At 72.4% G+C, this 25,792-nt stretch carries 25 protein-coding genes and 1 riboswitch; of the genes, 13 read left to right on the forward strand and 12 right to left on the reverse strand.

What is annotated here, in order from left to right:
* Positions 1–19 precede the first annotated feature (19 nt).
* From cobC to ACIRSS_RS47375, 4 genes are read right to left on the reverse strand one after another with little or no spacing between them, the layout of a single operon-like run.
* The gene (gene cobC / locus ACIRSS_RS47360) at positions 20–1,036 is read right to left on the reverse strand and encodes an Rv2231c family pyridoxal phosphate-dependent protein CobC (RefSeq protein WP_400908219.1); all 1,017 of its coding nucleotides are present in this window, start codon (positions 1,034–1,036) and stop codon (positions 20–22) included.
* Positions 1,029–2,348, reverse strand: coding sequence for a cobyrinate a,c-diamide synthase (locus ACIRSS_RS47365; protein ID WP_400908222.1), 1,320 nt, complete (start codon positions 2,346–2,348; stop codon positions 1,029–1,031). Before ACIRSS_RS47365 ends, cobC begins: the two co-directional genes overlap by 8 nt.
* Before the next feature lie 5 nt (positions 2,349–2,353).
* The gene (gene cobO, locus ACIRSS_RS47370) at positions 2,354–2,968 is read right to left on the reverse strand and encodes a cob(I)yrinic acid a,c-diamide adenosyltransferase (protein ID WP_400908225.1); all 615 of its coding nucleotides are present in this window, start codon (positions 2,966–2,968) and stop codon (positions 2,354–2,356) included.
* Positions 2,968–4,917: a putative cobaltochelatase gene (locus ACIRSS_RS47375; RefSeq protein WP_400908228.1), complete on the reverse strand. Its 1,950-nt coding sequence runs from the start codon at positions 4,915–4,917 to the stop codon at positions 2,968–2,970. Before ACIRSS_RS47375 ends, cobO begins: the two co-directional genes overlap by 1 nt.
* 68 nt (positions 4,918–4,985) lie before the next feature.
* Between ACIRSS_RS47375 and cbiE the strand changes: the two genes are divergently transcribed.
* The 6 genes from cbiE to ACIRSS_RS47405 are packed head-to-tail and all read left to right on the forward strand — an operon-like array spanning position 4,986 to position 12,394.
* Positions 4,986–6,137, forward strand: a complete 1,152-nt coding sequence (gene cbiE / locus ACIRSS_RS47380; RefSeq protein WP_400908231.1) for a precorrin-6y C5,15-methyltransferase (decarboxylating) subunit CbiE — start codon at positions 4,986–4,988, stop codon at positions 6,135–6,137.
* Positions 6,134–6,895: a precorrin-4 C(11)-methyltransferase gene (cobM, locus tag ACIRSS_RS47385; RefSeq protein ID WP_400908234.1), complete on the forward strand. Its 762-nt coding sequence runs from the start codon at positions 6,134–6,136 to the stop codon at positions 6,893–6,895. The genes cbiE and cobM overlap by 4 nt, the downstream gene beginning before the upstream one ends.
* The gene (locus tag ACIRSS_RS47390; RefSeq protein WP_400908237.1) at positions 6,892–7,908 is read left to right on the forward strand and encodes a Gfo/Idh/MocA family protein; all 1,017 of its coding nucleotides are present in this window, start codon (positions 6,892–6,894) and stop codon (positions 7,906–7,908) included. The genes cobM and ACIRSS_RS47390 overlap by 4 nt, the downstream gene beginning before the upstream one ends.
* The gene (locus ACIRSS_RS47395) at positions 7,905–8,624 is read left to right on the forward strand and encodes a cobalt-precorrin-6A reductase (RefSeq protein WP_400908240.1); all 720 of its coding nucleotides are present in this window, start codon (positions 7,905–7,907) and stop codon (positions 8,622–8,624) included. The genes ACIRSS_RS47390 and ACIRSS_RS47395 overlap by 4 nt, the downstream gene beginning before the upstream one ends.
* On the forward strand, positions 8,621–9,280 hold the full coding sequence (gene bluB / locus ACIRSS_RS47400) for a 5,6-dimethylbenzimidazole synthase (protein WP_400908242.1): 660 nt from the start codon (positions 8,621–8,623) through the stop codon (positions 9,278–9,280). Before ACIRSS_RS47395 ends, bluB begins: the two co-directional genes overlap by 4 nt.
* A gap of 18 nt (positions 9,281–9,298) precedes the next feature.
* The gene (locus ACIRSS_RS47405) at positions 9,299–12,394 is read left to right on the forward strand and encodes an arabinosyltransferase domain-containing protein (protein ID WP_400908244.1); all 3,096 of its coding nucleotides are present in this window, start codon (positions 9,299–9,301) and stop codon (positions 12,392–12,394) included.
* A gap of 42 nt (positions 12,395–12,436) precedes the next feature.
* Here the strand turns inward: ACIRSS_RS47405 and ACIRSS_RS47410 are convergent, their stop codons facing one another.
* From ACIRSS_RS47410 to ACIRSS_RS47440, 7 genes are all read right to left on the reverse strand, one after another.
* On the reverse strand, positions 12,437–12,769 hold the full coding sequence (locus ACIRSS_RS47410; RefSeq protein ID WP_400908247.1) for a hypothetical protein: 333 nt from the start codon (positions 12,767–12,769) through the stop codon (positions 12,437–12,439).
* A complete protein-coding gene (locus ACIRSS_RS47415) occupies positions 12,763–13,092 on the reverse strand; it encodes a hypothetical protein (protein WP_400908250.1) in 330 nt (109 codons plus the stop codon). The genes ACIRSS_RS47410 and ACIRSS_RS47415 overlap by 7 nt, the downstream gene beginning before the upstream one ends.
* 94 nt (positions 13,093–13,186) lie before the next feature.
* Entirely contained in the window at positions 13,187–13,900 is a 714-nt protein-coding gene (locus ACIRSS_RS47420) for a hypothetical protein (RefSeq protein WP_400908252.1), read from the reverse strand.
* Positions 13,879–15,369 (reverse strand): precorrin-2 C(20)-methyltransferase, encoded by a 1,491-nt coding sequence (locus tag ACIRSS_RS47425; protein ID WP_400908255.1) that lies wholly within the window; start codon positions 15,367–15,369, stop codon positions 13,879–13,881. The genes ACIRSS_RS47420 and ACIRSS_RS47425 overlap by 22 nt, the downstream gene beginning before the upstream one ends.
* Positions 15,366–15,989, reverse strand: coding sequence for a precorrin-8X methylmutase (locus tag ACIRSS_RS47430; RefSeq protein ID WP_400908257.1), 624 nt, complete (start codon positions 15,987–15,989; stop codon positions 15,366–15,368). The genes ACIRSS_RS47425 and ACIRSS_RS47430 overlap by 4 nt, the downstream gene beginning before the upstream one ends.
* Positions 15,986–17,059, reverse strand: a complete 1,074-nt coding sequence (locus ACIRSS_RS47435) for a precorrin-3B synthase (RefSeq protein WP_400908259.1) — start codon at positions 17,057–17,059, stop codon at positions 15,986–15,988. Before ACIRSS_RS47435 ends, ACIRSS_RS47430 begins: the two co-directional genes overlap by 4 nt.
* A gap of 5 nt (positions 17,060–17,064) precedes the next feature.
* Entirely contained in the window at positions 17,065–17,379 is a 315-nt protein-coding gene (locus ACIRSS_RS47440) for a DUF6191 domain-containing protein (protein ID WP_400908260.1), read from the reverse strand.
* Between the two features lie 109 nt (positions 17,380–17,488).
* On the opposite strand from ACIRSS_RS47440, the gene ACIRSS_RS47445 reads away from it, so the two are divergent.
* From ACIRSS_RS47445 to ACIRSS_RS47455, 3 genes are read left to right on the forward strand one after another with little or no spacing between them, the layout of a single operon-like run.
* Positions 17,489–18,415 (forward strand): ABC transporter ATP-binding protein, encoded by a 927-nt coding sequence (locus ACIRSS_RS47445; RefSeq protein ID WP_400908262.1) that lies wholly within the window; start codon positions 17,489–17,491, stop codon positions 18,413–18,415.
* Positions 18,412–19,257 carry an ABC transporter permease gene (locus ACIRSS_RS47450; RefSeq protein ID WP_400908264.1) on the forward strand — a complete coding sequence of 282 codons (846 nt, stop codon included), beginning with the start codon at positions 18,412–18,414 and terminating at the stop codon, positions 19,255–19,257. The genes ACIRSS_RS47445 and ACIRSS_RS47450 overlap by 4 nt, the downstream gene beginning before the upstream one ends.
* Positions 19,258–19,259: 2 nt before the next feature.
* On the forward strand, positions 19,260–19,493 hold the full coding sequence (locus tag ACIRSS_RS47455; RefSeq protein WP_086676495.1) for a helix-turn-helix transcriptional regulator: 234 nt from the start codon (positions 19,260–19,262) through the stop codon (positions 19,491–19,493).
* On the opposite strand, the gene ACIRSS_RS47460 is transcribed toward ACIRSS_RS47455, so the two are convergent.
* Entirely contained in the window at positions 19,490–20,392 is a 903-nt protein-coding gene (locus ACIRSS_RS47460; protein ID WP_400908268.1) for a hypothetical protein, read from the reverse strand. The two genes, ACIRSS_RS47455 and ACIRSS_RS47460, sit on opposite strands and share 4 nt — an antisense overlap.
* Before the next feature lie 157 nt (positions 20,393–20,549).
* Between ACIRSS_RS47460 and ACIRSS_RS47465 the strand changes: the two genes are divergently transcribed.
* From ACIRSS_RS47465 to ACIRSS_RS47480, 4 genes are read left to right on the forward strand one after another with little or no spacing between them, the layout of a single operon-like run.
* Complete coding sequence (locus ACIRSS_RS47465; protein WP_400908271.1) at positions 20,550–22,934, forward strand: HAMP domain-containing protein; 2,385 nt, start codon at positions 20,550–20,552, stop codon at positions 22,932–22,934.
* Between the two features lies 1 nt (position 22,935).
* Entirely contained in the window at positions 22,936–24,114 is a 1,179-nt protein-coding gene (gene pgsB / locus ACIRSS_RS47470) for a poly-gamma-glutamate synthase PgsB (RefSeq protein ID WP_400908274.1), read from the forward strand.
* Positions 24,114–24,596, forward strand: a complete 483-nt coding sequence (locus ACIRSS_RS47475; RefSeq protein WP_400908276.1) for a poly-gamma-glutamate biosynthesis protein PgsC/CapC — start codon at positions 24,114–24,116, stop codon at positions 24,594–24,596. The genes pgsB and ACIRSS_RS47475 overlap by 1 nt, the downstream gene beginning before the upstream one ends.
* Positions 24,597–24,603: 7 nt before the next feature.
* On the forward strand, positions 24,604–25,611 hold the full coding sequence (locus ACIRSS_RS47480; RefSeq protein ID WP_400908279.1) for an NlpC/P60 family protein: 1,008 nt from the start codon (positions 24,604–24,606) through the stop codon (positions 25,609–25,611).
* Positions 25,612–25,683: 72 nt separating this feature from the next.
* Positions 25,684–25,755: riboswitch (cobalamin riboswitch) on the forward strand.
* Positions 25,756–25,792 lie beyond the last annotated feature (37 nt).

Below are 25,792 nucleotides of genomic sequence, written 5' to 3' on the forward strand. Positions count from 1 at the left end.
GACAACCCCCTGTCGGTGTTTACAAAAGTTTCCGCAACGCGGTCAAGAACGCGTCCGTCGTCGCGCGGTCGCGGACCGCCAAGCGCAGGTGGTCCGGGCCGAGGCCGGGGAACGTGTCCCCTCGCCGCACCGCGTAACCCGCTTCGCGCAGACGCGTGCGCAGGGAAGCACCATCGGGAACACGCACCAGCACGAACGGGCCGCGCGGGTCGCCCAGCACCGGCACCCCCGCCGCCGTCAGGCCGGACGCCAGGTACTCGCGGTCCGACTCCGCCGCGATCGCCAGCTTTTCCGCTTCCTCCAGGGCGGACGGGCGGCAGCACGCCACGGTCGCCACCCCGGCCAACGTGGACACCGACCACGGCACCTGCACCGCCCGCAGCCGCTGGATGACGTCCGGCGAAGCGAGCACGTACCCGGCCCGCAGCCCGGCCAGCCCCCACGTCTTCGTCAGGCTGCGCAGCACGACGACGCCGGGGACACCGGACGCCACGCTCTCGGCCTCGCCCGGGATCGCGTCCAGGAAAGCCTCGTCCACCACGAGCAGCCGCCCAGGTCGGACCAGGGAAAGCAGCGACGACGCCGGGTGCAGGACCGACGTCGGGTTTGTCGGATTGCCGACGAAGACCAGGTCGGCGTCGGCCGGGACCAGCGCCGGATCGAGGACGAAACCGTCCTTTTCGGACAGAATTACCCGCGAAACCGCATGACCCGCCACCCGCAACGCCGCTTCCGGCTCGGTGAACTGCGGGTGCACGACCACCGCGTGCCGCGGCCGAAACGCGGACGCCAGCAGCGTGAACGCCTCCGCCGCACCCGCGGTGACCAGTACTTCCGGCAACGGACGGCCGTGGCGGGCAGCGACGGTCGCAGCCGCGTCCACAGTGGACGGATAAGCCGCCAAAGAGTCCAAAGCGGAGACCAGTTCGTCCCGCAGCCAGGCCGGAGGCCGCGGCAACCGGACGTTGACGGCGAGGTCGACCAGCCCCGGCCCGACTTCGCGATCGCCGTGGTGGCGCAGGTCGTACTCAGGCATGAGCCCGGACCCGCGCCGCGAACCGGTGGGCCAGCTCCGGGTACCCGGCCCAGTGGACGTGCAGGTAGGACGCGTGCAGCGTCGGCGACGCGAATCCGTCCAGCTGCCGGTCCCAGCCCCACGCCGCCGAAGTCCCGTGCGACGGCGTCACTTCGGTGCGGTGGAACTCGTGCCCGGTGACGCGCTGGCCGGCCGACGCCAGGAGGTTGTCCTCGACGGCGACCGCGCGGCGATAGCCGAGCTTGCCGCGCGCGGTCATCTTCGCGTCCGCGGGCACCGCGCCGACCATCGGCACGCCGTCCAGCGACTGGCACAGGTACAGCAGGCCCGCGCACTCCGCACTCACCGGCATCCCGCGTGCGATGGCCGAAGCCACTGCACGCAGCAACGGCGTGTTCGCCGACAGCTCCGCCGCGTGCACCTCGGGGAAGCCGCCGCCGAAGTACAGCCCGGCACACCCGTCGGGCAACGCCTTGTCCCGCAACGGATCGATGTCCACGACGTCGACGCCGCACGCGGCCAGCAGCTCGACGTTCTCGGTGTAGCGGAAGGTGAACGCCGGTCCCCCGGCGGCCGCGACCGTCACCCGCGGGCCGTCCACTCCGGACGGTTCCCAGGCCGGCGCGGAAAGCGGCGGTGCCGCGGCCGCGATCCGGACGATCGCTTCGAGGTCCACGCCGTCCCGCACCCACGCGGCCAGCGCCGGCAGCACGTGCTGCGCCTCGGCCGCGCGTTCCGCCGCCGGCACGAGGCCCAGGTGCCGGCTCGGCGCGTGGATCTCTTCGTTGCGGTACAACGCTCCCAGCAGCGGGACGCCGGTCGCTTCGAGCGCCGACGCGATCTCGTCGAGGTGCCGCTGCGAGCCCAGCTTGTTGAGGATCACCCCGGCGAGCCGCACGCGGTTGTCGTAGTGGGCGAAGCCGAGCACGGTCGCCGCGACGCTGCGGGACGCCGCCGACGCGTCCACCACCAGCACCACCGGCGCGTCCAGCACCCGGGCGACGTGCGCGGTCGAGGCGTAGCCCTCGGTCCCGAGAGCGCCGTCGAAGAGTCCCATCACGCCTTCGATGACCGCGATGTCCGCGCCGAGAGAACCGTGGCGCAGCAACGGGATCAGCCGGTCTTCGCCCTGCAGGAACGGGTCCAGGTTCCGCGCCGGCCGCCCGGTGGCCAGGGCGTGGTAGCTCGGGTCGATGAAGTCGGGGCCGACCTTGTGCCCCGAGACGCGGTGCCCGGCCTCGCGCAGCGCCGCCATCAGCCCCGCGGCGATGGTCGTCTTGCCGTGCCCGGACCCGGGCGCGGCGACGACCACGCGCGCTACCACTCGATCCCCCGCTGGCCCTTCTGGCCGGCGTCCATCGGGTGCTTGACCTTGGTCATCTCGGCGACCAGGTCGGCGGCCTCGACCAGCTCCGGCGGCGCGTACCGGCCGGTGATGACGACGTGCTGGTGCCCGGGCCGGCCGATCAGGGTGGACACGACGTCGTCGACGTCGAGCCAGCCCCACTTGAGCAGGTAGGAGAACTCGTCGAGGACGTAGAAGTCGTGCGTCTCGGCGGCGAGGCGGCGCTTGATCTCCGCCCAGCCCTCACGCGCGTTTTCGGCGTGGTCCTCGTCGGTGCCGGCCTTGCGCGCCCAGCTCCAGCCCTCGCCCATCTTGTGCCACTCGACCGGCCCGCCCTGGCCGGTGTCGTCGTGCAGCTTCCCCAGCGCCTTGAACGCGGCTTCCTCGCCGACGCGCCACTTCGCCGACTTGACGAACTGGAACACGCCGATCGACCAGCCCTGGTTCCACGCGCGCAACGCCATCCCGAACGCGGCGGTCGACTTGCCCTTCATCTCGCCGGTGTGCACGGCGAGCAGCGGCCGGTTGCGGCGCTGGCGGGTGGTCAAGCCGTCTTCCGGCACCACTGACGGTTTTCCCTGCGGCATCAGGCGGCCTTTCCGGTCCGGGCGCGGACGGCGCTCGCCAGCGATTCGGCGGCGACGTCGGCGAGGGGAACGTGCTCCGCGCCCAGGTGGGCGGCCAGATCGGCGGCCAGGCCGAGCCGCATCTTGCCGCTCTCGCAGTCCATGACGATCGTCGTGACGCCGGTGAGGAACCCGGCCGCGGCCTGGGCGCGCGCGACGGCGTCGGGCCCGCTGGTCGCGCGGCCGTCGGTGACGACGACCAGCAGCGGACGGCGCCGCGGATCGCGGATCTCCTCGACGCGCAGCACCCGCGCGGCCTCCAGGAGGCCCTCGGCGAGGGGCGTCCGGCCGCCGGTCGGGAGGCCTTCGAGGCGGGACGCGGCGGCGTCGACGCTGATCGTCGGCGGCAGCGCGAGCTCGGCGGCGTTGCCGCGGAACGTCACGAGCCCGACCTTGTCGCGGCGCTGGTAGGCGTCGAGCAGCAGCGAGAGGACCGCGGACTTGACCTCGCGCATACGGGCCTTCGCGCCCATCGAGCCGGACGCGTCGACGCAGAACAGCACGAGGTTGCCTTCGCGCCCTTCGCGCAGCGCGTACCGCAGGTCCTCCGGACGCAGCTTGAGCGCGGCGCCGTCGCGGCCGCGGGACTTCTGGTGCGGTGCCGCGGCTTTCACAGTCGCGACCAAGTGCGGACGACCGTCGCGGACGCTCGGGGGCTGGACGCCGATGGTGCGGCCGCTGTCGGTGATCGCGCGCGACCGGCGTCCGCGCTCGCCTTCACCCATGCCCTTGACGCGGAACACGCGCGCCTTGAACGTCTCGCCGGCGCCGACGGTCTTCTGCTGCCCACCATTTTGGCTCTGCTGCGGCTGTCCCTGCGGCGCGTCCCCCTGCGGAACTTCCTGCGGGGCTTCCTCGGGCGTCGACCCCGAGCCGGGGCCGTCGTCCTCGGGACCCGGGTCCGGTTGGGCGTCCTGGAGAGCCTGCTCCAGCTGCTCTTCCGAGATCCCGGGCGCGTCGAACGGGTTGCGGCGACGGCGGTGCGGCAACGCGAGCCGCGCGGCGACGCGGACGTCCTCGGTGGTCACCTCGTCGCGGCCGGCCCAGGCCGCGTGCGCGACGGCCGTGCGCGCGGTGACGATGTCCGCGCGCATGCCGTCGACTTCGAAGGAGGCGCAGATCTCGGCGATCTGGCGCAGGGCGTCGTCGGGCAGCTTGACGGCGGGCAGAAGCCGTTGCGCCGCTTCGATGTCCGCGGCGAGCTGCGCGTCTTCGCCGGCGTACTGCGCGGCGAAGGCGTCCGGATCCGCTTCGTAGGCGAGACGGCGCCGGACGACCTCGACGCGCTGCTCCGGGTCACGGCTGGAAGCGACCTCGACGGTCAGCCCGAACCGGTCGAGCAGCTGCGGCCGCAGCTCGCCTTCCTCGGGGTTCATGGTGCCGATCAGCACGAACCGGGCCGCGTGCGACACCGAGACGCCCTCGCGTTCGACGGTCGCGCGGCCCATCGCGGCGGCGTCGAGCAGGGTGTCGACGAGGTGGTCGTGGAGCAGGTTGACCTCGTCGACGTAGAGCAGGCCGCGGTGCGCGGCGGCGAGGAGGCCGGGCTGGAAGTCCGTGACGCCTTCGGCGAGCGCGCGTTCGAGGTGCAGCGAGCCGATGACGCGGTCTTCGGCGGCGCCGACCGGCAGTTCGACCAGCTTCGCCGGGCGGCGGTGGCTCGTCGCGCCGTCGTGCGGGCCGTCCGGGCAGAGCGGGTCGGGAGCCGCGGGATCACAGGAAAAGCGGCACCCGTCCACGACGTCCACGCCCGGGAGCAGGCCCGCGAGCGCGCGGACCATGGTCGACTTCGCGGTGCCCTTCTCGCCGCGCACCAGCACGCCGCCGACCGCGGGCGAGATCGAGGAGAGGACCAGCGCCAGGCGCAGGTCCGGCAGCCCGACGACGGCGGTGAACGGGTACGGCTTCAACAGCACTCCTCCGGGTCGGCGACCGGCCGATCATCGCACAGCGCCCGGCTCGCTTAGGGTGGGAAATCGTGCGCGAAAAATCACGGTTGACGGTGGTGGGGATCGGGGCGGACGGGTGGTCCGGCCTGTCCGAGCAAGCCCAGGCCCTGGTGCTCGGCGCCGACGTCGTGATCGGGGCGCCGCGGCAGCTGGCGTACCTGCCCGAAGACGTCGTGCGCGAGCCGTGGCCGTCGCCGCTGCTGCCCGGGCTCGACGCGTTGCTGGCCGAGCACGAAGGGGAGCGGATTTGCGTCCTGGCCAGCGGTGATCCGTTTTTGTCGGGGGTCGGCACTACGCTCGTGGCACATGGATATGAGGTCGAGGCGCTGCCCGCGGTCTCGTCGGTGACACTGGCCCGGGCCCGGCTGGGCTGGTCCGCCGAGGAGACCGAGGTGGTGACCCTCGTCGGCCGGTCGTCGGCCCGCGTCGCCCGGGTGCTGGCGCCGGGGCGGCGGGTGCTGGTCCTGGGGGCCGACGCGGCGGCGTTGCGCTCCCTGCTGACCGTGCGCGGGTACGCCGAGAGCGAGCTGTTCGCGCTGGAGAACCTGGGCGGGCCCGACGAGCGCATCTCCGACGGCTGGTCCGGCGACCCCGGCCCGCTGACGGTGTTCGGGCTGAGGTGCGCGGGCCCGGCGCTGCCGCTGATCGGCATCCCGGACGACGTGTACTCCCACGACGGCCAGCTGACCAAGCGCGACCTGCGGGTGTCGGCGCTGGCCCGGCTCGCGCCGAGCCCCGGCGAGCTGCTGTGGGACGTCGGGGCGGGCGCGGGCAGCGTCGGCATCGAGTGGTCACGCCTGCACGGGCTGAACCGCGCGATCGCGATCGAGCGCGACCCCGCGCGGGCGGAGCGGATCGGGCGGAACGCGCTCGACCTGGGGGTACCGGAACTGGAGGTGGTGACGGGCGAGGCGCCGGACGCGCTGAGCGCGCTGCCGGCGCCGGACGCGGTGTTCATCGGCGGCGGGGTGACGGTGCCGGGCGTGCTGGACGCGTGCCTGGCGACGGAGGCGCGAGTGGTCGCGCACGGAGTGACGTTGGAGGCGGAGCAGGTGCTGGCGCGAGCGTATGCGCAGCACGGTGGTGAGCTGGTGCGGATCGGGGTGGAGCGGGCCGGGACGCTCGGCGGGTTCACCGGGTGGACGCCGGCTCGCGTCGTGACGCAGTGGAGCAGCCGATGACCGTGCACTTCGTCGGGGCCGGGCCCGGTGCCGCGGACCTCATCACCGTGCGGGGCCGCGACTTGCTCGCCCGCTGCGATGTCTGCCTCTACCCCGGCAGCATGACGCCGACCGACCTGCTGGCGCACTGCCGTCCGGAGGCCGTTCTCGTCGACACGGCGAACCTCGCGCTGGAGGCGATCGTCGCGCGGATGGCCGAGGCTCACCACGCGGGTCAGGACGTGGTCCGGCTGACCTCCGGCGATCCCTCGCTCTACAGCGCCGTCGCCGAGCAGATGCGCCGCCTCGACGCGCTGGACGTGCCCTACGACGTCGTTCCCGGCGTGCCCGCCTTCGCCGCCTCCGCGGCCGTGCTGAACCGCGAGCTCACCGTGCCCGAAGTCGGGCAGAGCCTGGTGATCACGCGCGTCCAGGCCCGGTCCACGAAGATGCCGCCGAAGGAGACCCTCGCCGCCTTCGCCGCCACCGAGGCCACCCTCGCGCTGCACCTGGCCGTCAACCACGTCGAGCGCGTCGCCGACGAGCTGACTCCGCACTACGGCGCCGACTGTCCCGTCGCCGTCGTCGCGCTCGCCACGCAACCCGGCGAGACCGTCGTGCGGGGTGTGCTCGGTGAGCTGCCGAAACTCGTCCGGGAAGCCGGGATGACCCGCGCCGCCACCATCTTCGTCGGCCGGGTGCTCGCCGCCGCGGACTTCCCCGACAGCTTCCTCTATTCCAGTGCCCGCGACCGGGCGAACCAACCGGAGTCGTTGTGACCGAACTGCGTTGGGGCCTGCTGGCCGCCGGGACCATCGCCGCCCACTTCGCCGCGGGCGTCGACGAAAGCAAGCACGGCACGCTCACCGCCGTCGCGGCCCGGGACGGCGGGCGCGCCCGCGAGTTCGCGACCCGCTTCGAGATCCCGAAGGCCTACGGCAGCTACGAAGACCTCCTCGCCGACCCCGACGTCGACGCCGTGTACGTCTCGACGCCGCACGCGCTGCACAAGCAGTGGGCCATCGCGGCGGCCGAAGCGGGCAAGCACGTGCTGTGCGAGAAGCCCCTGACGATCACCGCCGCCGACGCCGAGGAGGTCATCACCGCCGCGCGCAAGCACGACGTCTTCCTCATGGAGGCGTTCATGTACCGCCTGCACCCGCAGACGCGGCGGCTGGTCGAGCTCATCGCGAGCGGCGCGATCGGCGAGGTCCGCGCGGTCGACACGACCTTCTCCTTCGACAGCAACCCGGAGGAGACCGCCCGCCTGTCCGACCCCGCGCTCGGCGGCGGCGGGATCCTCGACGTCGGCTGCTACTGCACGTCGCTGGCCCGGCTGGTCGCCCAGGCCGCGACCGGGCAGGACGTCGTGGAGCCGACCGAGGTCAGCGGGATGGCGCACCTGAGCGCGAGCGGCGTCGACGAGTACGCCACCGGCCTGCTGCGCCTCCCCGGCGACATCCTCGCGACGATCTCCTGCGGCATCCGGCTCACCCGCGAGGACGGCATCCGCGTCTACGGGTCAAGCGGGCAGCTCTACGTGCCGCAACCCGCGTGGATCCATCCGCTGCGCAAACCCGGCATCTCGCAGATCATCCTCACGCCGGCCGACGGCGAGCCGGAGGTCATCGAGGTCGAAGCGACGCAGGGCGTCTTCGCGCGCGAAGCGGATCACGTCGCCGCGCACATCGACGACCGGCAGGCACCGGAGCTGACCTGGGCGGAGACCCTGGCCAACCTGCGGACCCTCGACCGGTGGCGTGAGGCCGTCGGCTACGGACGTCCGCGGTGATCCTCATCCTCGGCGGGACCGGCGAAGCGCGGCACCTCGCCGAAGAGCTCGTGAAGAACGACGTCAGCGTCATGTCTTCGCTGGCCGGACGCGTCGCTCGCCCGCGGCTCCCGGTCGGCGAAGTGCGCGTAGGCGGCTTCGGTGGCCCGGACGGGCTCGCGGCCTGGTTGAGCGAGAACGAGGTGAAGGCCGTCGTGGACGCGACGCACCCCTTCGCCGAGCGCATCGGCGCGAACGCGGCGAAAGCGGCCGAACGCACCGGAATCCCCCTTCTCCGGCTCGCCCGGCCGGGGTGGCAGCCGGGCCCCGGCGACGTCTGGCACTGGGCGGACGACCTCGACGACGCCGCCCGGCAACTTCCCGGCCTGGGCGAACGCGTCTTCCTCACCAGCGGCCGCCAAGGTCTCCCGGCCTTCGCGCACCTCGACGACCTGTGGTTCCTGATCCGCTGCGTCGACCCGCCGGAGCCGCCGCTGCCGCGGCACCACGAGCTGATCCTCGCCCGCGGCCCGTACGAGGTGGCCGCCGAACGCGCTCTGCTCGAAAAGGTCGACGTCCTGGTGACCAAGGACTCCGGCGGCCCGCAGACCGAAGCGAAGCTGACGGCGGCCCGTGAACTCGGCAAGCCCGTCGTCGTCGTCCGGCGGCCGCCGAGGCCGCGCACGGAGACCGCCGAAACCGTGACCGAAGCCGTCGAATGGGTGCTCAACCGATGATCGAAGAGTTCTACGAAGTCCTTCGCAAGCGCCGGGACGTCCGCGGCGAGTTCACCGGCGAGCCGATCCCCGAAGCGACGCTCATGCGGATCCTCCAGGCCGCGCACGCCGCGCCGAGCGTCGGGCTGACCCAGCCGTGGGACTTCGTGCTGGTCGACGACTTCGCGACGCGCGAGACGTTCGCGAAGCACGTCCACGAGGAGCGCGAGGTCTTCGCCGCGCAGCTCGACGGCGACCGCGCGAGCACCTTCGCGAACATCAAGATCGAGGGCATCCTCGAGTCGAGCCTCGGCATCGTCGTCACCTACGACCCGGCGCGCGGCGCGCCCGACGTCCTCGGCCGGCACGCCATCGCCGACGCCGGCCTGTACTCGGTGTGCCTGGCGATCCAGAACCTCTGGCTCGCCGCGACCGCCGAAGGCCTCGGCGTCGGCTGGGTCAGCTTCTACCGCGAACCGTTCCTCGGCGAGCTGCTCGGCGTCCCGGACGGCATCCGGCCGGTGGCCTGGCTCTGCGTGGGGCCGGTCAGCAAGCTGGAAACCGTGCCCGACCTGGAGCGCCACGGCTGGCGCAGCCGCCGTCCCCTGAACGAGGCCCTCCACCATGGCCGCTTCACCCCGCGTGACCCGGGGGTTGCGTCAGCCGCCGACGTCTGACCCGTTAGCGTTGCGCCGATGCGTCTGATTGCCGTAGCGCTGGGGTTGCTCTCGGCCTTGTGCGCGCTGGCTTTCCCCTTCCTGCCGGTGGTGCAGGACACGGCGGAGGTCGTCTGGCCGACCGGCAGCGACACCCGCTCCGTCAACGCGCCCTTGACCGGGTACTGGGCCCAGGATCTGCGCGCCGAGCTGCCGTGCGCGGCCATCCGCTCGGTCGACGCCCGCACGAACGGCCCGGGCCTGCTCTTCGCCACCGTGCCGGACGGCCGCACCGACCCGAACGCCGGCAAGGGCGTCGGCCTGCAGCTGCGCGTCGACAACGGCGTGCTGATCGCCTCCAGCCAAGGCCAGCAGATCGCCCAGCAGCCGCTGCCGGCCGAGAAGTGCGACGTCGAGCTGGACGTCGACGCGACGCAGATGACCCTGGCCGTGGCCGGGACGCCGATCTTCCACGCGAACGGCGACGTCCGGCCCCGCGTGATCGGCATCTACTCCTCGATCAACTCGAGCAAGGACCCGATCGCCGGCCTGCACGTCTCGGTCGTGCCGGACACGCGCTACCAGACGTCGCCGACCGCGCTGAAGATCGGCGTCGGCGTGGTCGCCGTGCTGTCGCTGATCGGCTGCATGATCGCGGTCTGGCGCCGCGACTCCGGCTCCGCGAGACGCGCGCCGCGCTGGGCGCCAGTCGGCTGGTGGCGCCTGACCATGCGCGACGCCACGGTGATCGCCGCGCTCGGCGCGTGGGTCTTCATCGGGCCGGTGACCTCGGACGACGGCTACATCCTCACGATGGCCCGGGTCACCGAGCAGACCGGGTTCCTCACGAACTACCACCGCTGGTTCGGCGTCGCCGAGGCGCCGTTCGGCTGGTTCTACCACGTCTTCGAGCTGATGGCGCACGTCAGCGTGGTGCCGCCGTGGATCCGGCTGCCGTCGTTCCTGCTCGGCGTGCTCAGCTGGCTGCTGATCAGCCGCGAGGTGATGCCGCGCCTGGGCACCCAGATCCGCACCAGCCGCCCGGCCAGCTGGGCCGCCGCGACGGTGTTCCTGATCTGGTGGATGCCCTACAACAACGGCGTCCGCCCGGAGCCGGTGGCCGCGCTCGGCTCGCTGCTGGCGATCTGCGCGGTCGAGCGCACGCTGGTGACCCGCCGGCTGCTGCCGCTGTGCCTCGGCCTGACCGCGGCCGGCTTCACCCTCGCCGCGACGCCGACCGGCCTGATCGCGGTGGCGCCGTACCTGGTCGCCGCGCGCCCGCTGTTCAAGCTGATCCGCCAGCGCGCGAACGAAAACGGCTGGCTGCCGGTGCTCGCACCGATCGCCGCGGCCGGGCTGCTGGTGCTGGTCGTCGTGTTCGCCGACCAGACGTTCGCGACCGTCCAGGAGGCCACCCGGATCCGGACCCAGGTGGGCCCGAACCTGTCGTGGTTCCAGGAACTTTCGCGCTACCAGCTGCTGTTCGAAAGCCTGCCGGACGGCTCGGCGCCACGCCGGTTCCCGGTGCTGCTGGTCGTGCTCTGCACGGCCACCTGCCTGGTGGTGCTGCTGCGCCGCGGCCGCATCCCCGGCGCGTCGCTCGGCCCGGCCCGCCGCCTGATCGGCACGACGGCGCTGTTCTTCCTGCTGCTGGCCCTGACGCCGACGAAGTGGACGCACCACTTCGGCGCGTTCGCCGCGGTCGGCGCGTCGATGGCCGCCCTCGCCGCGCTCGCGACCAGTTCGACGGTGCTGCGGTCCAAACGCAACCGCGCGGCCTTCCTCGCGGCGCTGCTGGTGGTCGCCGCGCTCGCCGCGACCGGGCCGAACACCTACTGGTTCGTCTCCCGCCTCGGCGTCCAGTGGACGAACGTGGCGCCCTCGGTCGGCGGCATCCCGCTGTCGACGCTCCTGCTGATCGCGGCCGCGGTCGCCGGGATCTACGCGTTCGTCGAGAACGTCCGCGCGCACCGGCCGGGGCTGCCGACCCAGCCCCAGGAAGGCCGGCTGCGCGCGCTGCGGCTCGGGTCGCTGTCGCTGGTGGTGGTCTGCGGCCTGGTGGCGGCGGGCGAGTTCGTCACGATGGCGTGGGCGATCCACAACCAGTCCGGCAGCTACAGCCTGGGCGCGGCGAACGTCGGGCACCTGTTCGGCAAGAGCTGCAACCTGTCCGACCACGTGATGGTCGAGCGCGACGCGGCGACGAGCATCCTGCGCCCGCAGTCCGAGCAGCGGACGGTCGCGGAGAAGCCGAAGGAGCCGCAGAACTCGCCGCTGCCGAACCCCGACCAGGACAACGGCCGCGTCCAGACCGGCTTCCACACCCGCTCGGTCGACGACAAGGACCCGCTGGCCGAGCCGCCGCACGGGTTCACCCCGGAGACCGTGCCGATGTGGTCGAGCTACCTCGACCCGGAGACGCGCGCGGGTCGCCTGCGCAGCGACTGGTACGCGCTGACGGAGAAGCCGGCGGACGGCCAGATCGTGGTGGCGACGGCGGGTGCGCCCCGCCGCCCGACGTCGGTGAGCCTCGACTACGGCGTCAACACGCCGGAGGGCGTGAAGATCCTGCGCAGCCAGTTCATGCTGCCGCCGGGCTCGGGCACGGGCGGCTGGAACGACACCCGCATCAACCTGCGCGACCTGCCGCCGGAGACGAACGCGGTCCGCATCAACATCGTCGACAACGACCTGACGGAGGACGGCTGGATCGCGGCGTCCGCCCCGCGCGTCCCGACGTTCACGACGCTGACGGACAAGATCGGCTCGAAGCCGGTGTACGTCGACTGGCCGGCGTCGTTCGTGTACCCGTGCGTCCAGCCGGTGACGTCCCACGACGGGATCTCCCAGGTCCCGGAGTACCGCATCACGGCGGGCGGCTTGGCGGACGAGGCCCAGTGGGCGTCGTCGACGAACGGCGGGCCGATCGGGTGGCTGGAGGAGCTGGCCGAGGAGCCCGAGGTGCCGAGCTACCTGATCGGGCAGCCGAGCCAGTCGTGGGGCCAGCTGCTGCAGATCGAGCCGTTCACGGAGGGCATCGCGCCGACCGTGGTGCACGGGGAGAAGACCGTGCCGGGGTGGTGGTCGCCGGGACCGGGACCGAGCCAGCCCAACGGCAAGGACCCGACTCGCTGAGTTGTCTGCTTCTTGGGGCGGGCGGCAACTACGGCCCCCGCCTCAAGACCGCAGGCGAACGTACTCATCGCGCAGACGTTCCATGAGCTCCTGCTCGAGGTCGGTCAGCGCGTAGCGAGCCCCTCCGGAGACGGACAACCCCGTGTCCTCGGCGGAATTGACGATCAGCTGCTGGGATTCCAACGAATTCAGGAGCATTCGCACCACTGGTGCGAGGTCGGGCAAACTGGCGATGAGGTTGTCGCGGTTGCAGTCATCGCTGCCCTTGTCCTCCTGAGTGGCTTCCTCACTGAGCTGGCCGGCTGGCCACTCCTCGATCTTGACCAGCACCTCTATGTGTTCCTCCTCGATCGACTCGAGGACTTGGGTCAGCATGCGCTCTTTGACACGTTCGTTCTTCGGCGCGTCGACTGATTTCGCGACGATGGCAGCCAGGACGGCGATCTTTCCTCGAATCTCGCTTTCGCCGCGGCGTCCATCCCGCGCATGACAAGATCGGCCAGGCCTTCGTCGCTGTCGAACTGGATTCCGTTGACTACTTCGACGACAGCGCCGCCCCCCGGAAGGAAGCTGAGTAGCGCCTTGCCCGCAGTCCAAGCGGCGATCCTGTCTTCCTCGGCAACGTTTCCCTTGGCGAGTACCTCGGCCGCTTCGTCGTCGCCGGAGGTCTCAAGAGGGTTCTGACCGGCGTCGGACATCGGTACCTCCCGAAGGCAAGCCGAACGCAGAATGCGACCTCACAGTCGAGCGTCCAGCTGTGGGCGTTACGACGAACGACACACGCCCGCTAGGTCAGGGTCGGGTCCACGCCTGACGGCGGTGGAGGCGGAACCCGGCCCGCTCCAGGTTCGCCACGCTCGGTGAGCCGGGGCGGGCCGTCGCCACCGCCAGGGTGCAGCCCTCCGCCGCGGCCGCTTCGAGGCGGCGGCGCAGCAACGTCGGCTGCGCTCCCCGGCCGCGGAACTCCGGGAGAGTCGATGCCGCGCCGAGGATCGCGACCCCGGCGTCGATCGTCATGCCCGCGGCCGCGATGTCCTCCAGCAGGAACCGGCGCATGATCGGGAGCCGGTGTTCCGCGGCCATGTACGCGGCCACCGCTCCCCTCGCCTCGAAGCCGGCCAGCAGGACGCGCAGGAAGACCTCCTCGTCGGCCTCGTCCGGCGGCCGCGACGGCGCAGGCTCGAGGCGACGCACAGCCAGGAACCGCTCGCCCGCCGGTACCAGGCCCGGTACCCGCAGACCCGCCGGCGCGACGACCGCCGGGTCGACGCCGTCCCAGTCCGGTGCACTCAGCAGCTCCGGGAGCGCGGGCAGCGTCTCCGGTGTCACCCCGGTCACCGTCGACAGGTACGCCAGCGCCGGGTCGGTCGCCAGCACCGCCAGCAACCCCGCGTGCTCCCACGCGCGGAAGCGGCCGGGTACTCCCGCGGCCGACGCCGCCCGGCCCGCCAGGGCCGCCCGGCGGTGCAACGCGAGCTCAGCCGTCAGTAGCTGCGCGGGGTCCACACCACCCCGTTCTCCGCGCGGGTCTTCGACGAGCCCACGATCAGCAGGCAGCGCATGTCCACAGTGGACGGATCGAGGTCGCCCAGGGTGGTGATCCGGATGTCCTCCTCCGGACCGCCGACGTCCCGCGCCACCACCGCCGGCGTCGCCGGAGCGCGGTGCCGCAGCAGGACTTCACGAGCGGACGCCAGCTGCGTCGTCCGGGACCGCGACGCCGGGTTGTACAGCGCCAGCACCAGGTCCGCCGCGGCCGCCGCGTCGAGACGCTTCTCGATGATTTCCCACGGCTTCAGCCGATCCGACAGCGAGAGCACGCAGTAGTCGTGCCCCAGCGGCGCGCCGACCCGGGACGCCGCCGCCTGCGCCGCCGTCACGCCCGGGACGATCCGGACGCGCACCCCCGCGCCGTGGCCGGCGGACACCTGCTCCAGCACCGCCGACGCCATCGCGAAGACCCCCGGGTCGCCCGAGGAAACGACCGCCACCCGCGCGCCGCCGGCCGCCAGTTCCAGCGCCTCGCGAGCCCGGTCGGCCTCCACGCGGTTGCCCGACGCGTGCCGCTGCTGGCCCGCCTTCTGCGGCACCCGCGCGACGTACGGCCCGTACCCGACGACGTGCTCGGCCGCGGAAAGCTCCGACGCGGCCTCGGGCGTCAGCCACTCCGGCCCGGCCGGACCCAGGCCGACGACCACGACCTCGCCGCCGGAAGCCGGTGCCGGAGAACCAGCGGGAGCGGGCGACACGCGAGACGCGTACGCCGGGGAAGGCAGCAGCGCCAAGGAGAAGTACGGCACCGAAGCGGGATCCACCGAACCGAGGGGCTCGACCCGCTGCTGTTCCCAGGTCGCGCGCTCGACGAAAACGGCGTCGTCGAGCTTCCCGGCTTCTTCGAAGGCCTCCCGCACCGAGCCGAACGTCCGGCCCAGCTTCAGGACGGCCGCCGCGTCGGTGTCCGCGAGCCGCCGGGCCAGTTCCGGCGCCGGCAGCGTGCCCGGCAGCACCGTCAGGACCTCGTCCCGCTGGACCAGCGGCCGGCCGAGCACCGACGACGCCGCGCTCACCGACGTCACGCCGGGCACGACGACCGCCTCGAACCGGCCGGAAAGCCGTTCGTGCATGTACATGTACGAGCCGTAGAAGAACGGGTCGCCCTCGCAGAGCAGGACGACGTCGCGGCCGGCGTCGAGGTGCTCGGCGAGCCGCTTCGCGCTCAGCTCGTAGAAGTCCGCGATCGCGCCTTCGTACCCGCCGGGGTGGTCGGTCGTCTCGGTCGTGACCGGGTAGACGAGCTTCTCCTCGATCTGCCCTTCGCGCAGGTACGGCTCGGCGACCGACCGCGCGATGCTGCGCCCGTGCCGCGCGCAGTGGTACGCGATCACCGACGCCTCGGAGATCAGCCGCGCGGCCTTGACCGTCATCAGTTCCGGGTCGCCGGGGCCGAGCCCGACGCCGTACAACGTGCCCGTCATTCTTCGACGCTCGCGAGGGCGTTGATCGCGGCGACGGCCATCGCGCTGCCGCCCCGCCGTCCGTGCACGACCAGGTAGGGCGCCGGGGCGCGCTTGGCGAGCTCCACTTTGGACTCGGCCGCGCCGACGAACCCGACCGGCACGCCGATGATCGCCGCGGGCGCGCCGACGCCTTCGTCGAGGATCTCCAGCAGGCGGAAGAGCGCGGTCGGCGCGTTGCCGATCGCCACGACCGAGCCGGGCAGCTTGTCGCGCCACAGTTCCAGCGCCGCCGCCGAACGCGTGGTGCCCATCCGCTCCGCCAGCGAAGGAACGCTGGGATCCGACAGCGTGCAGAGGACTTCGTTTTCCGCGGGCAGCCGGCGCCGGGTGACGCCGCTGGCGATCATCTGCGCGTCGCACAGGATCGGCGCGCCGGCCTCCAGGGCCGCGCGGCCGGACTCGACGACGTCGAGCGTGTAGCGCAGGTCGTCGACCAGATCGACCATGCCGCAGGCGTGGATCATGCGGACCGCCAGGCCCGCCACGTCGTCGGGCAGGATCGCCAGGTCCGCCTCTTCGCGGATCGTGGCGAACGAGTGCCGGTAGATCTCGGCACCGTCCCGCAGGTAGTCGATCACAGGTTCCCCTTCAGCTCGTCGAACGGCACCCAGCGGCCGTCGACCCGATATCCGTCCGCTTCGGCGACCACGTCCACATGGGACTGCGAGGGCTTTCCGCACCGCCGTTCGCAGCCCGAGAAGTGCGCGCGCAGGCCCGGCCGGAAGACGGCGTCGGCCCGGACGTCGGCGCGGGACTTCGCGCAGCCCGGCCGTCCGATGCACGCGGTGGTCCCCAAGGCGACGCCGCCGAAGCCGAGCCGCTCGAAGACGTCGGCGGGGACGTCCGGCAGGACCACGGACTTCCACGGCGTGACCAGCGCCGGGCCGAACTCCGCCAGGGCGCGGGCCTGGCGGGCGGTCAGCTGCCCGAAGCGCGGCACGACACCCGCGGCCCGGCCGCCGTCCCGCTCGATCAGCCCGGCCGGGACTTCGACGTCGGTTCGCGGCACGGGGGTTCCGCGCCAGGCCGGGTCGTCGAGTTCGGCGACGCGCCAAGCGGATCCGCGGATCCGGCCGAACTCCAGCGCGACCTCGACGAGCGTCGCCACGGCGTCGGCACGCGCCACCCGGCGTCCGGTGTCACCGCCGGCGAGCAGGAGCGTTCCGGTGTCGGCGTCGAGAGCGCGCCAGCAGACGTCGGCGCCTTCGCCGGCGACGTCACCGCGTCCGTCGTCGAAGGCGAAGAGGAAACGGCCCGGCAGCGAAGCCAGCTCCGGCGTGGCGCACACCTGGACGTCGAGCGAGGCAGCCAGACCGCGGACGTCGGCGAGCCCGCCGCGCACCCCGCTCAACGGCGACGCGAGGACGTTCCGGACCCGCTCGTGCGACGGCGAAGGCAGCAGGCCCGCGTCGGTCAGCCGCGCCGCGAGGCCGGGCCGGGTGACGCCGCGCAGCTGGACGTTGCCGCGCGAGGTGAGATGGAGGTCGCCGTCGCCGCACTCTTCGGCGCACTCGGCCAGCGCGCGCAGCTGCGCCGCGGAAACCGCACCGCCGGGCAGCCGGACGCGGGCCAATGGGCCGTCGGCGGCGTCGTGGGGTGCGAAAACACCCGGGCACGCGTCGGCTCGCACACGCGCTGGGGTCGGCATGGGAGTCACTGTAGCTGGCGGTTTTCCGGCTCCGGCGGGTCGGAACGCGGCCGGATCCGGGCGATCCCGGCCTCGAGGTCCACGTCACGCAGGGGCGGCGCGCCGTCGGCGTCCTGCTCGACGAGCATCGACATCGTTTCCCGGTGTTCCAGCTCACGCCGCTTGGTGCCGTAGAGGAACGCGGTGGTCTCTTCGAGGTACGTCGCGGACATCCGCGCCTTGAAGCGCGAGCCGTTCTTGCGCGGCCGCAGTTCGATCGCGGCCATGACCAGCAGGATCACGACGCCGCCCGGAAGAGCCAGCCCCAGCCAGGTACCCATGCCCGGCGAACCGGGTGACCGCGGGTCAAGTTCCCGGCGCAGCAGAACTCTGATCAAATGTAGTAGGTGTGCTACATTCGATCGCATCAGTCCGATGGGGGTTGGCGAGATGAGAGATCCAGCTGTTCCCGCGGTCCGCGTGCGCGGGCTGCGGATGCGCTACGGCGCGAACGACGTGCTCCACGGCGTCGAGTTCGAGGCGCACCGGGGGGAGGTCGTGTGCTTGCTCGGGCCGAACGGCGCGGGCAAGACGACGACGATCGAGATCCTCGAGGGGTTCCGGATGCGGTCGGCGGGCGAGGTCGACGTCCTGGGCGTCGACCCGGCGCACGGCGGTGAAGACTGGCGGGCGCGGCTGGGGGTCGTGCTGCAATCCTGGCGTGACCACGGGAAGTGGCGCGTGCGGGAGCTGCTCGCGCACCTCGGCCGGTACTACGCGCCGTACTCGACGGCGTCCCACCCGCGGCCGTGGGACACCGCCGAGCTGATCGCGGCCGTCGGGCTGACCGAGCACGGGCAGAAGAAGATCAAAACCCTCTCCGGGGGCCAGCGGCGCCGGCTCGACGTCGCGATCGGCATCGTCGGGCGGCCCGAGCTGCTGTTCCTCGACGAGCCGACCGCGGGCTTCGACCCGGAGGCGCGGCGGGAGTTCCACGACCTGGTGCACCGGCTGTCCGACGAGCTGGACACGACGATCCTGCTGACCACGCACGACCTCGACGAGGCCGAGAAGCTGGCCGACCGGATCCTCATCCTCAACGGCGGCCGCATCGTCGCCGACGGCTCGGCCGACGCGCTGTCGCGGCAGATCTCCGGCGAGGCCGAGGTGCGCTGGACGATCGACGGCCAGCGGTTCGTGCACCTGACGACCGAAGCGACGAAGTACGTCCACGACCTGTTCAAGCAGCACGGCGAGGCCGTCGCGGACCTCGAGGTCCGGCGGGCGTCGCTGGAAGACACGTACATGGCGCTGGTCCACCGCGCGGAAGCCGGCGGCGAAACCGAGATCAGCCTCCAGGAAGCGAGTGCGCGATGAACGCCGTCGCCGTGCGGGCCGGGGTGGCCCGCGGCTGGATCGAGTTCAAGCAGACGTGGACCAACCTCGACGACGTGATCGGGCAGGTCGTCTTCGTGCTGCTCTTCCTCGGTACGTTGTTCTTCATGCGCAACGCCACGCTGCCTGGCACGTCGCTCTCGCTCGGCGCGGCGACCGTACCCGGCGTGCTCGGCGCCGGCATCGTGTTCCAGGGCCTGACCGGCGCGGCCGGCTACCTGGCCATCGACCGCGAGGACGGCACGCTGCTGCGCGCCAAGTCGACCCCGAACGGGATGCTCGGCTACCTGGTCGGGAAGACGACAGCGCTGACGCTCGCCCAGCTCACGTCCATCTCCGCGGTCCTGATCCCGTGTCTGTTCGCCTTCTCCGCGCTGGCGCCGGACGGCGGCTGGTCGTACCTGCACCTGCTCGGCGTGCTGCTGCTCGGCATGGCCGCGACGATGCCGATCGGTGCGGCGCTCGGGTCGCTGACCAACAGTGCCCGGTCGATCGGGCTGATCACCCTGCCGGTCATGGCCATGGGTGCGATCTCGGGGATCTTCTACCCGATCACCGCGCTACCGGTGTGGGTGCAGGGCATCGCGCAGGTGTTCCCGATGTACTGGCTCGGCCTCGGGATGCGTTCGGCCCTGCTGCCGGAAGGCGCGGTCGTCGTCGAGATCGGCCAGTCGTGGCGGCCGGTGGCGACGGTCGCGGTGCTCCTCGCCTGGGCGGTGCTCGGCTTCGCGCTGGCCCCGGTCCTGCTCCGCCGCATGGCCCGGCGCGAGGCGGGATCGTCGGTGGCCGAACGGCGGCAGAAGGCCATGCAGCGTGTGGGGTAGTGATGAGTGAGGTCGTCTACAACCGGATCGCGATGCTGCGCGCGGAGCGGTCGATCTCGCGCCGCCAGCTGGCGGAGGCGCTGGGGGTGCACTACCAGACGATCGGCTACCTGGAACGCGGCGAGTACAGCCCGAGCCTGTTCGTGGCGCTGCGGATCGCGGAGTTCTTCGAGGTCCCGGTGGAGGTCCTGTTCTCGACGAAACCCTTCCCCCGCCTGGGAGAGCAGTCCGCCTAGGGCTTGGTGAGCTCGGCCTCGGCGAGCGCCCGGACGACGCCCGCGCGTCGTTCGGGCGACTCGCGGACCGTCCGGCTCATCTCCACGTGCAGGAACACCGTGTCGTCCGCCGCCGCCTGCTTGCCCTGGACGTTCTTCGTCCCTTCGAGCGCTCCGCAGCGCTCCTCCCAGGCGCGGCACACCGCGAAGCCGTCCGCCGTCAAGCGCGTCGCCGTGCGGCGGGCCGCGTCGCCGGCCACCGAAGCTCCCGAGGACAGCACGATGTCCGTCGACGGCAGGTTTTCGTCGTGGAAGCCGTGCAGCTGGACCTGGGCCAGGCCTCGCCCGGCCAGCGCCGAAGCCACGACGTGGAACACCGAGTCCTCTTCGTGCGCGACGTCGGCCTTGCTGTCGTCGGCCTTCCGGTGCGCGCCCGCCACCAGCAGCACCGCGCCCGGCGTGCGGCGGAACAGGTCGACGCCGAACAGCTCCGTCCGCAGGTCGAACGCCGGGTGCGGCACCTCGACCGCCAGCGACGGCGGGGCCGACCGGTCGATCACGTACATCCCCCACGCCCGCTCGGTGCCGGGTTCGTTGACGGCGATCGTGTACGGCCGCCCGGTCGCCGGGTCGACGCCGTCGTGCACCGAGAACCCGAGCTTTTCGAGGTCCGCCGAGCCGCGGCGGTCCAGCACCGCCGCGAAACCGGCCGCCGCCGTCCGACGTTCGTCGGATTTCGGTGAGCGGTACTCCTGGTCCGCGGACAGCTTCGAGGTGAAGTCGGTCACCAGGGAATCCAAACCGGCCTCCGGCGCGGGTTTCGGCGGTGCGTCGTCACCGAGGGTCAGCACCAGGGTGAGCACCAGGGCCAGTGCGACGGCCACGCCGGCCACGCTGAGCAACATCCGCGGTCGGCTCATCACCACCCGGAGTGTACTGATGTCACCCGTTCGTTAGCGTTAGCCACCATTTGTCCCCCGATGGGGGCAGTTGTAACGTCACCGAAGACGTCATTGATACCTTCACGTAACCCGATCGGGTGGGCTGCGGTGGCCGGAAGGGCCTGGGGAGACCCTCTTGAAACAGCACGAAGTTCGAACAGCGCGGCTGCGCGCCCAGATCCCGGAAGCGGGGTTCCCCCGCGGCGCCGGGGTCGCCTCGGCGACCGCGTTCGTCCTGTTGCTGCTCATCGCCGCCTTCACCGCGCTGTACCTGTCCACCGCGGGCCCGCTGTCCCTGATCCGCGCGAACGCCGCCGCCGGCCGCGTCCCCGACGAGGTGACGGCGGGCCAGCAGCGCGGCGCCGCCGGTCTCGCGCAGAGCGTCGCCACGTCGGCGACGACCGCCGCCGGCGACCTCCAGGTCGCGTCCGGCTCCGGGGTGTTCGACACCGCGGACGACACGGCGCTGCTCACCCGCCTGGGTGAGACTTACGAAGACTGGCGCGGCGTCGTCGTCTACGACCCCACCGCGCAGAAGGTCCTGACCACCCGCGGCGAGCCGGTGCCGGTCGAGACGCTGCGCGGGGTCGCCGTCGCGAACCTCACCGTCCGGCCGGTCGCCCGCCCGGGTGACACCCCGCTCGTGCTGACCGCGCTCCCGCTCACCGGGACCCGCGCCGGCCGGCTCCTCGTCGTCTCGACGGCCCTGCGCACCACCGCCGGCGACCTCGACAAGGACACCCAGCAGCAGGTCCGCCTGGTCACCGCGGACGGCGCGGTCCTGTACTCGCACGGCTACGACGTCGCCGCGACCGACACCCACGCCCAGGAGCTGCTGTCGCGCGCCGCCACGGCGGCCGCCGCCGGGCAGGCCGGCGTGCTGACCGGCCCGGCCGCCGCCGAGAAGGGCAAGGAGCGAGCCCCGGTCGTCTCCTACGCGCCGGTCTCCCCCGCCGGCATCGGCGGCAGCCTCGGCCTGTCCGTCGTGACGTTCAGCCGCTTCCCGGTCGAGGCCGTGCCGGTGCGCTGGCCCGGCCTGATCCCCGCCGCCGCGCTGCTCGCGCTGGCCGTGGTCGGCTTCTTCCTGCTGCGGCGCACGGTCGTCGCGCCGATCCGGCGGCTGCGCACCGACGCCCTCGCGGTCGCCGCCGGGGTGCTCGGCAAGCCGGTCCGGCAGTCGCGGATCCGCGAGGTCAACCGCGTGACGGCGGCGCTCGAACGGTCGCGCGCCAAGCTGCGTCGCCGCAAGCCCGCGCCGAACGTGCGCGCGGTCGTCTCCGCCCAGCTCGTCATCGCGGCCGTCGCGCTGGCCCTGCTCGGCTGGTCGGGCGCGGTCGCCGCGACGCTCGGCCGGCAGCACGCCGAGGTGTCGCCGACCATGCTCAGTGAGCACGGCGTCCGCGTCACGCGCTCGGCCGACACCCTGCGCCGCAGCCTCGCCGAAGGCCTCAGCGACCTGCAGTCCGTCGCCCGGCTCGGCAAGGGCAAGGAGCCGGAGCAGCTGCGCGGGATGCTCGACCGGCTCGCCGGCACCGAGAGCCGGTTCCGCAGCGTCTACGTCACCGACGGCGAGGGCGCGGTCCGGCTGCTGGCCGGGCGTGAGTCGCTGCGCGACCCCGGGAAGCTGCCCGACGGCGAAGGCCTGCGCCAGCACAACACGAGCGGGCGCGTCCCGATCGTCTACGCCTTCACGCCGCTGCCGGACTCGAAGAACGTCCTGGTCGGCGAGTACGACGTGCCGCGGATGGCCGGGCTGCTCGGCTCCGCGAGCGGCCGCGTCCGGGTCGTCGACGAGGGCAAGCGCACGATCGCCGACACCGAGGGCTACCTCGCGTTCTCCCCGCTGTCCGACGCGACGCTGATCAAGAACGTCGACGCGGCGCAGTCCGGCAAGGACGCCCGCGAGACGACGTCGTCCGCGCTCGTCGCGGCGCAGCGCCTGGCCGAGAAGGGCACCGCCGCGACGCTGAAGTGGGTCGTCGTCGCCGAGCAGCCGATCGGCTCGCTCGGGGTCGCGGACAACACCGTGCGCTCGGGCGCGCGGGTCGCCGCGCTGCTCACCGCCGTCGTCGCGCTGATGCTGTTCGCCTGGCACCTCCTGGTGGTCGTGCGGCCGCTGCGGCGGGTCGGCGACGAGGCGCGGCGGATCGCGGCCGGCGACACCGGCGCCGTCGTCTACCCGCAGCGCCAGGACGAGATCGGCACCGTCGCCTCCTGCGTCGAGATCTGCCGCCAGGCCCTGACCGACGGGCGCGACCGGCTCGGCGAGGTCCGGCGGCCGACGGGGGCGGCGACCGACGAGACCGAGCTGCTCCAGAAGATCGTCGACGAGCCGGAACCCGCGCCGGAGCCGAAGCCGCGGCCGCCGGCGAAGCCACAGCCCCCGGCGAAGCCGCAACCCCCGCGCGCGGCCCGGCCGGCGCGTCCCCGGCCGCAGACGCCGCCGCGGCTGCCCGCCCGGACGCCCGAGGAGAAGGCGAAGAACGACTACCTCAGCTGGCTGGACGGGGCCGGGGTCTGACGTGACGTTCCTCTACGTCGTGCTGCTCACAGCGTCGGCGGCGATGCTGGCCGCCGGGATCGCCGAACAGCGCCAGCACTACAAGCACCTGCACAGCATCCCGACGCGCGTGCTGGTCAACGGCATCCGCGGCAAGTCGTCGATCACCCGGCTCTGCGCGGGCGCCCTGCGCGGCGGCGGCCTGGTCACCACCGCGAAGACCACCGGCACCGCGGCCCGGTTCATCCACCCGGACGGCAGCGAAGAACCCGTCTACCGCAAGTTCGGCATCGCCAACGTCGTCGAACAGATCGGCATCGTCCGGCGCGCCGCCGCCTACCGGCCCGACGCGCTCGTCATCGAATGCATGGCCGTCATGCCGGACCTGCAGGAGATCAACCAGAGCAAGCTGATCCGCTCCACCATCGGCGTGCTGTGCAACGTCCGCGAAGACCACCTCGCCGAGATGGGACCCACCCTCGACGACGTCGCCCGCTCGCTCTCCCGCTCGATGCCGGTCGGCGGAATCTGCCTCACCGCGGAGAAGGACCGGCTGCACATCCTGCAGGAGGAGGCCGACAAGCGGGACTGCGAGCTCATCGCCGTCGACCCCGAATCGGTCACCGACGCGGAGATGCGCCGCTTCAGCTGGATCACGTTCAAGGAGAACGTCGCCATCGCGCTGGCCGTGGCGGACCTGCTCAACGTCAACCGGCAGCTCGCGCTCGAAGGCATGTGGGCCGCGCCGCCCGACCCGGGCGTGCTGCAGGTCCACCAGTACCGCGCCGGCCGCCGTCACCTGCGGTTCGCCAACGTCTTCGCCGCGAACGACCCCGAATCGACGTTGATGAACATCGACCAGCTCCGCCGCCAGGGCGCGATCACCGACCCGCTGCACGTGATCATCAACTGCCGCCCCGACCGCGTCGAGCGCAACGGCCAGATGGGCGCGCTCATCCCGAAGATCGCCCCGGAACGCGTGGTGCTGATCGGCGAGCCGACGCGCAGCGCCCGCGCCGCGATCCCGAGCGAGTGGCACGACCGGGTCGTCGACCTGGGCGGGTCGCGGTCGCCGCGGGACCTGCTGCGCGGGATCGTCGGCGGCGTCGGGCGGCACGCGTCGCTGATCGCCATCGGCAACATCCACGGCCAGGGGGAACTGCTCATCGAGGAACTCGCCAAACTGGAACCGGTCGCCTGATGCTCACCACGTCCCTCGCCCCCGAGGTCGCCACCGTCGGCCTGGCCATCGGCCTGCTGCTGTCGCTGGTCTGCTACCTGACGACGAACCTGTCTCCCGGCGGCATGATCACGCCCGGCTGGATCGCGCTGACCATGGTCGAGGACTACCGCCGCGCGGCGATCATCGTGCTGATGACGGCGCTGACGTTCGGCGGCACGAAGCTGTTGCAGCGCCTGGTGATCCTCTACGGCAAGCGGCTGTTCGCGGCGGTCGTGCTGCTGGGCGTCGTGCTGCAGACGACGTTGCTGATCGTCCTGCAGGCCGACTTCCCGCTGCTGTTCGTGCACCAGACGCTCGGGTTCGTCGTGCCGGGCCTGGTCGCCTACCAGCTAGTGCGGCAGAAGCCGGTGGCCACGATGCTCGCCACCGGCGGGGTGAGCCTGGCCAGCTACGCGATCCTGATCAGCGGCGTGCTGGTCGGGCTGGTCCCGACGGTGTGAGGTGACGATGCGCAAGTCGGTCCGGATCGGCGTGCTGGCCGCGGTCATCGGCGTGTCCGGCACGGCGGCGGTCTACGTCGCCACGCAGGACCAGCAGGGCATCACGGCCATCTCGGCGTCGGCGGCGCCCTCGGGCGCGGCGGTCACCGGCGGCTACACCTACGAACGGCTGGAGAACCCGCCCCGGACGGTGGTCCGCGACGCCGCGGGCGCGCAGCTCGCGTCCTTCACCGACGGCGCCCGCACGGCGATGCTGACCGGCCGCTCGCGGACGTTCACCGAACCGAAGTTCACCAAGGTCAGCATCACCTCGACGGCCTGGATCCGGCTCGCGCCGCAGACCTGGCACGCCGGCGCGGAGAAGGAGAAGTGGTTCACCGACTGGCTGCCGAAGGCGATCGGCGACACCGATCCGGACGTCCTGGCCATCGCGTTGCAGTACACCGACGGCGCGGCCGACCAGACCGCGAAGAAGCTGCGGATCGCCGGGGACGCCAACTTCGGCCCGGACAGCGCCGAGGGCCGGCTCGAGAAGTCGGATTTCTACGACTACCTGGGCGTCGGCTGGGACTTCCCGGGCGGTGTCCACGAGGCGGCGGAGCCGGCGCGGGCGCGGTCGCTGGACTGCTCCGGGTTCGTGCGGATGGTGTACGGCTACCGGTCGGGCTACCCGCTGCTCGGGACGAACACGAAGGGCCCGGGCCTGCCGCGCCGGGCGTGGGCGCTGTCGGAGCTGGGCCCGGGCGCCGAGGTCATCCACGACGAGAAGAAGCAGGCGACGGACTACAGCACGCTCCAACCGGGTGACCTGCTGTTCTTCAACCTCGAGCCCCAGCTGGGGACGCAGGTGTCGCACACGGGCATCTACCTGGGCATCGACAGCGACGGCCACCACCGCGTGCTGTCCAGCCGGAAGGTGGCGAACGGGCCGACCTTCGGCGACGCCGGCGGGGTGTCGCTGATCGACGGCTCCGGGACGTACGCGAAGGCCTTCCGCGCGGCGAAGCGGCTCTGAGCCGCGTACGTCACCTTGACGCGCCCGCACCGGCACCGGAGAGTGAGGGCGATACCCACGCGTCGGCAGGTGGAGGAACCCGGTGAGAGTCCGGGGCGGTCCCGCCACTGTCATCGGGGAATGATCCCCGGGAGCCAGGAACTCCGGCCGACGCGCCCGTCTACCCGGGGCGCGGACCCCG

Origin of the sequence: Amycolatopsis sp. NPDC101161, from assembly GCF_044768185.1 — a bacterium.
Taxonomy (GTDB): Bacteria; Actinomycetota; Actinomycetes; order Mycobacteriales; family Pseudonocardiaceae; genus Amycolatopsis.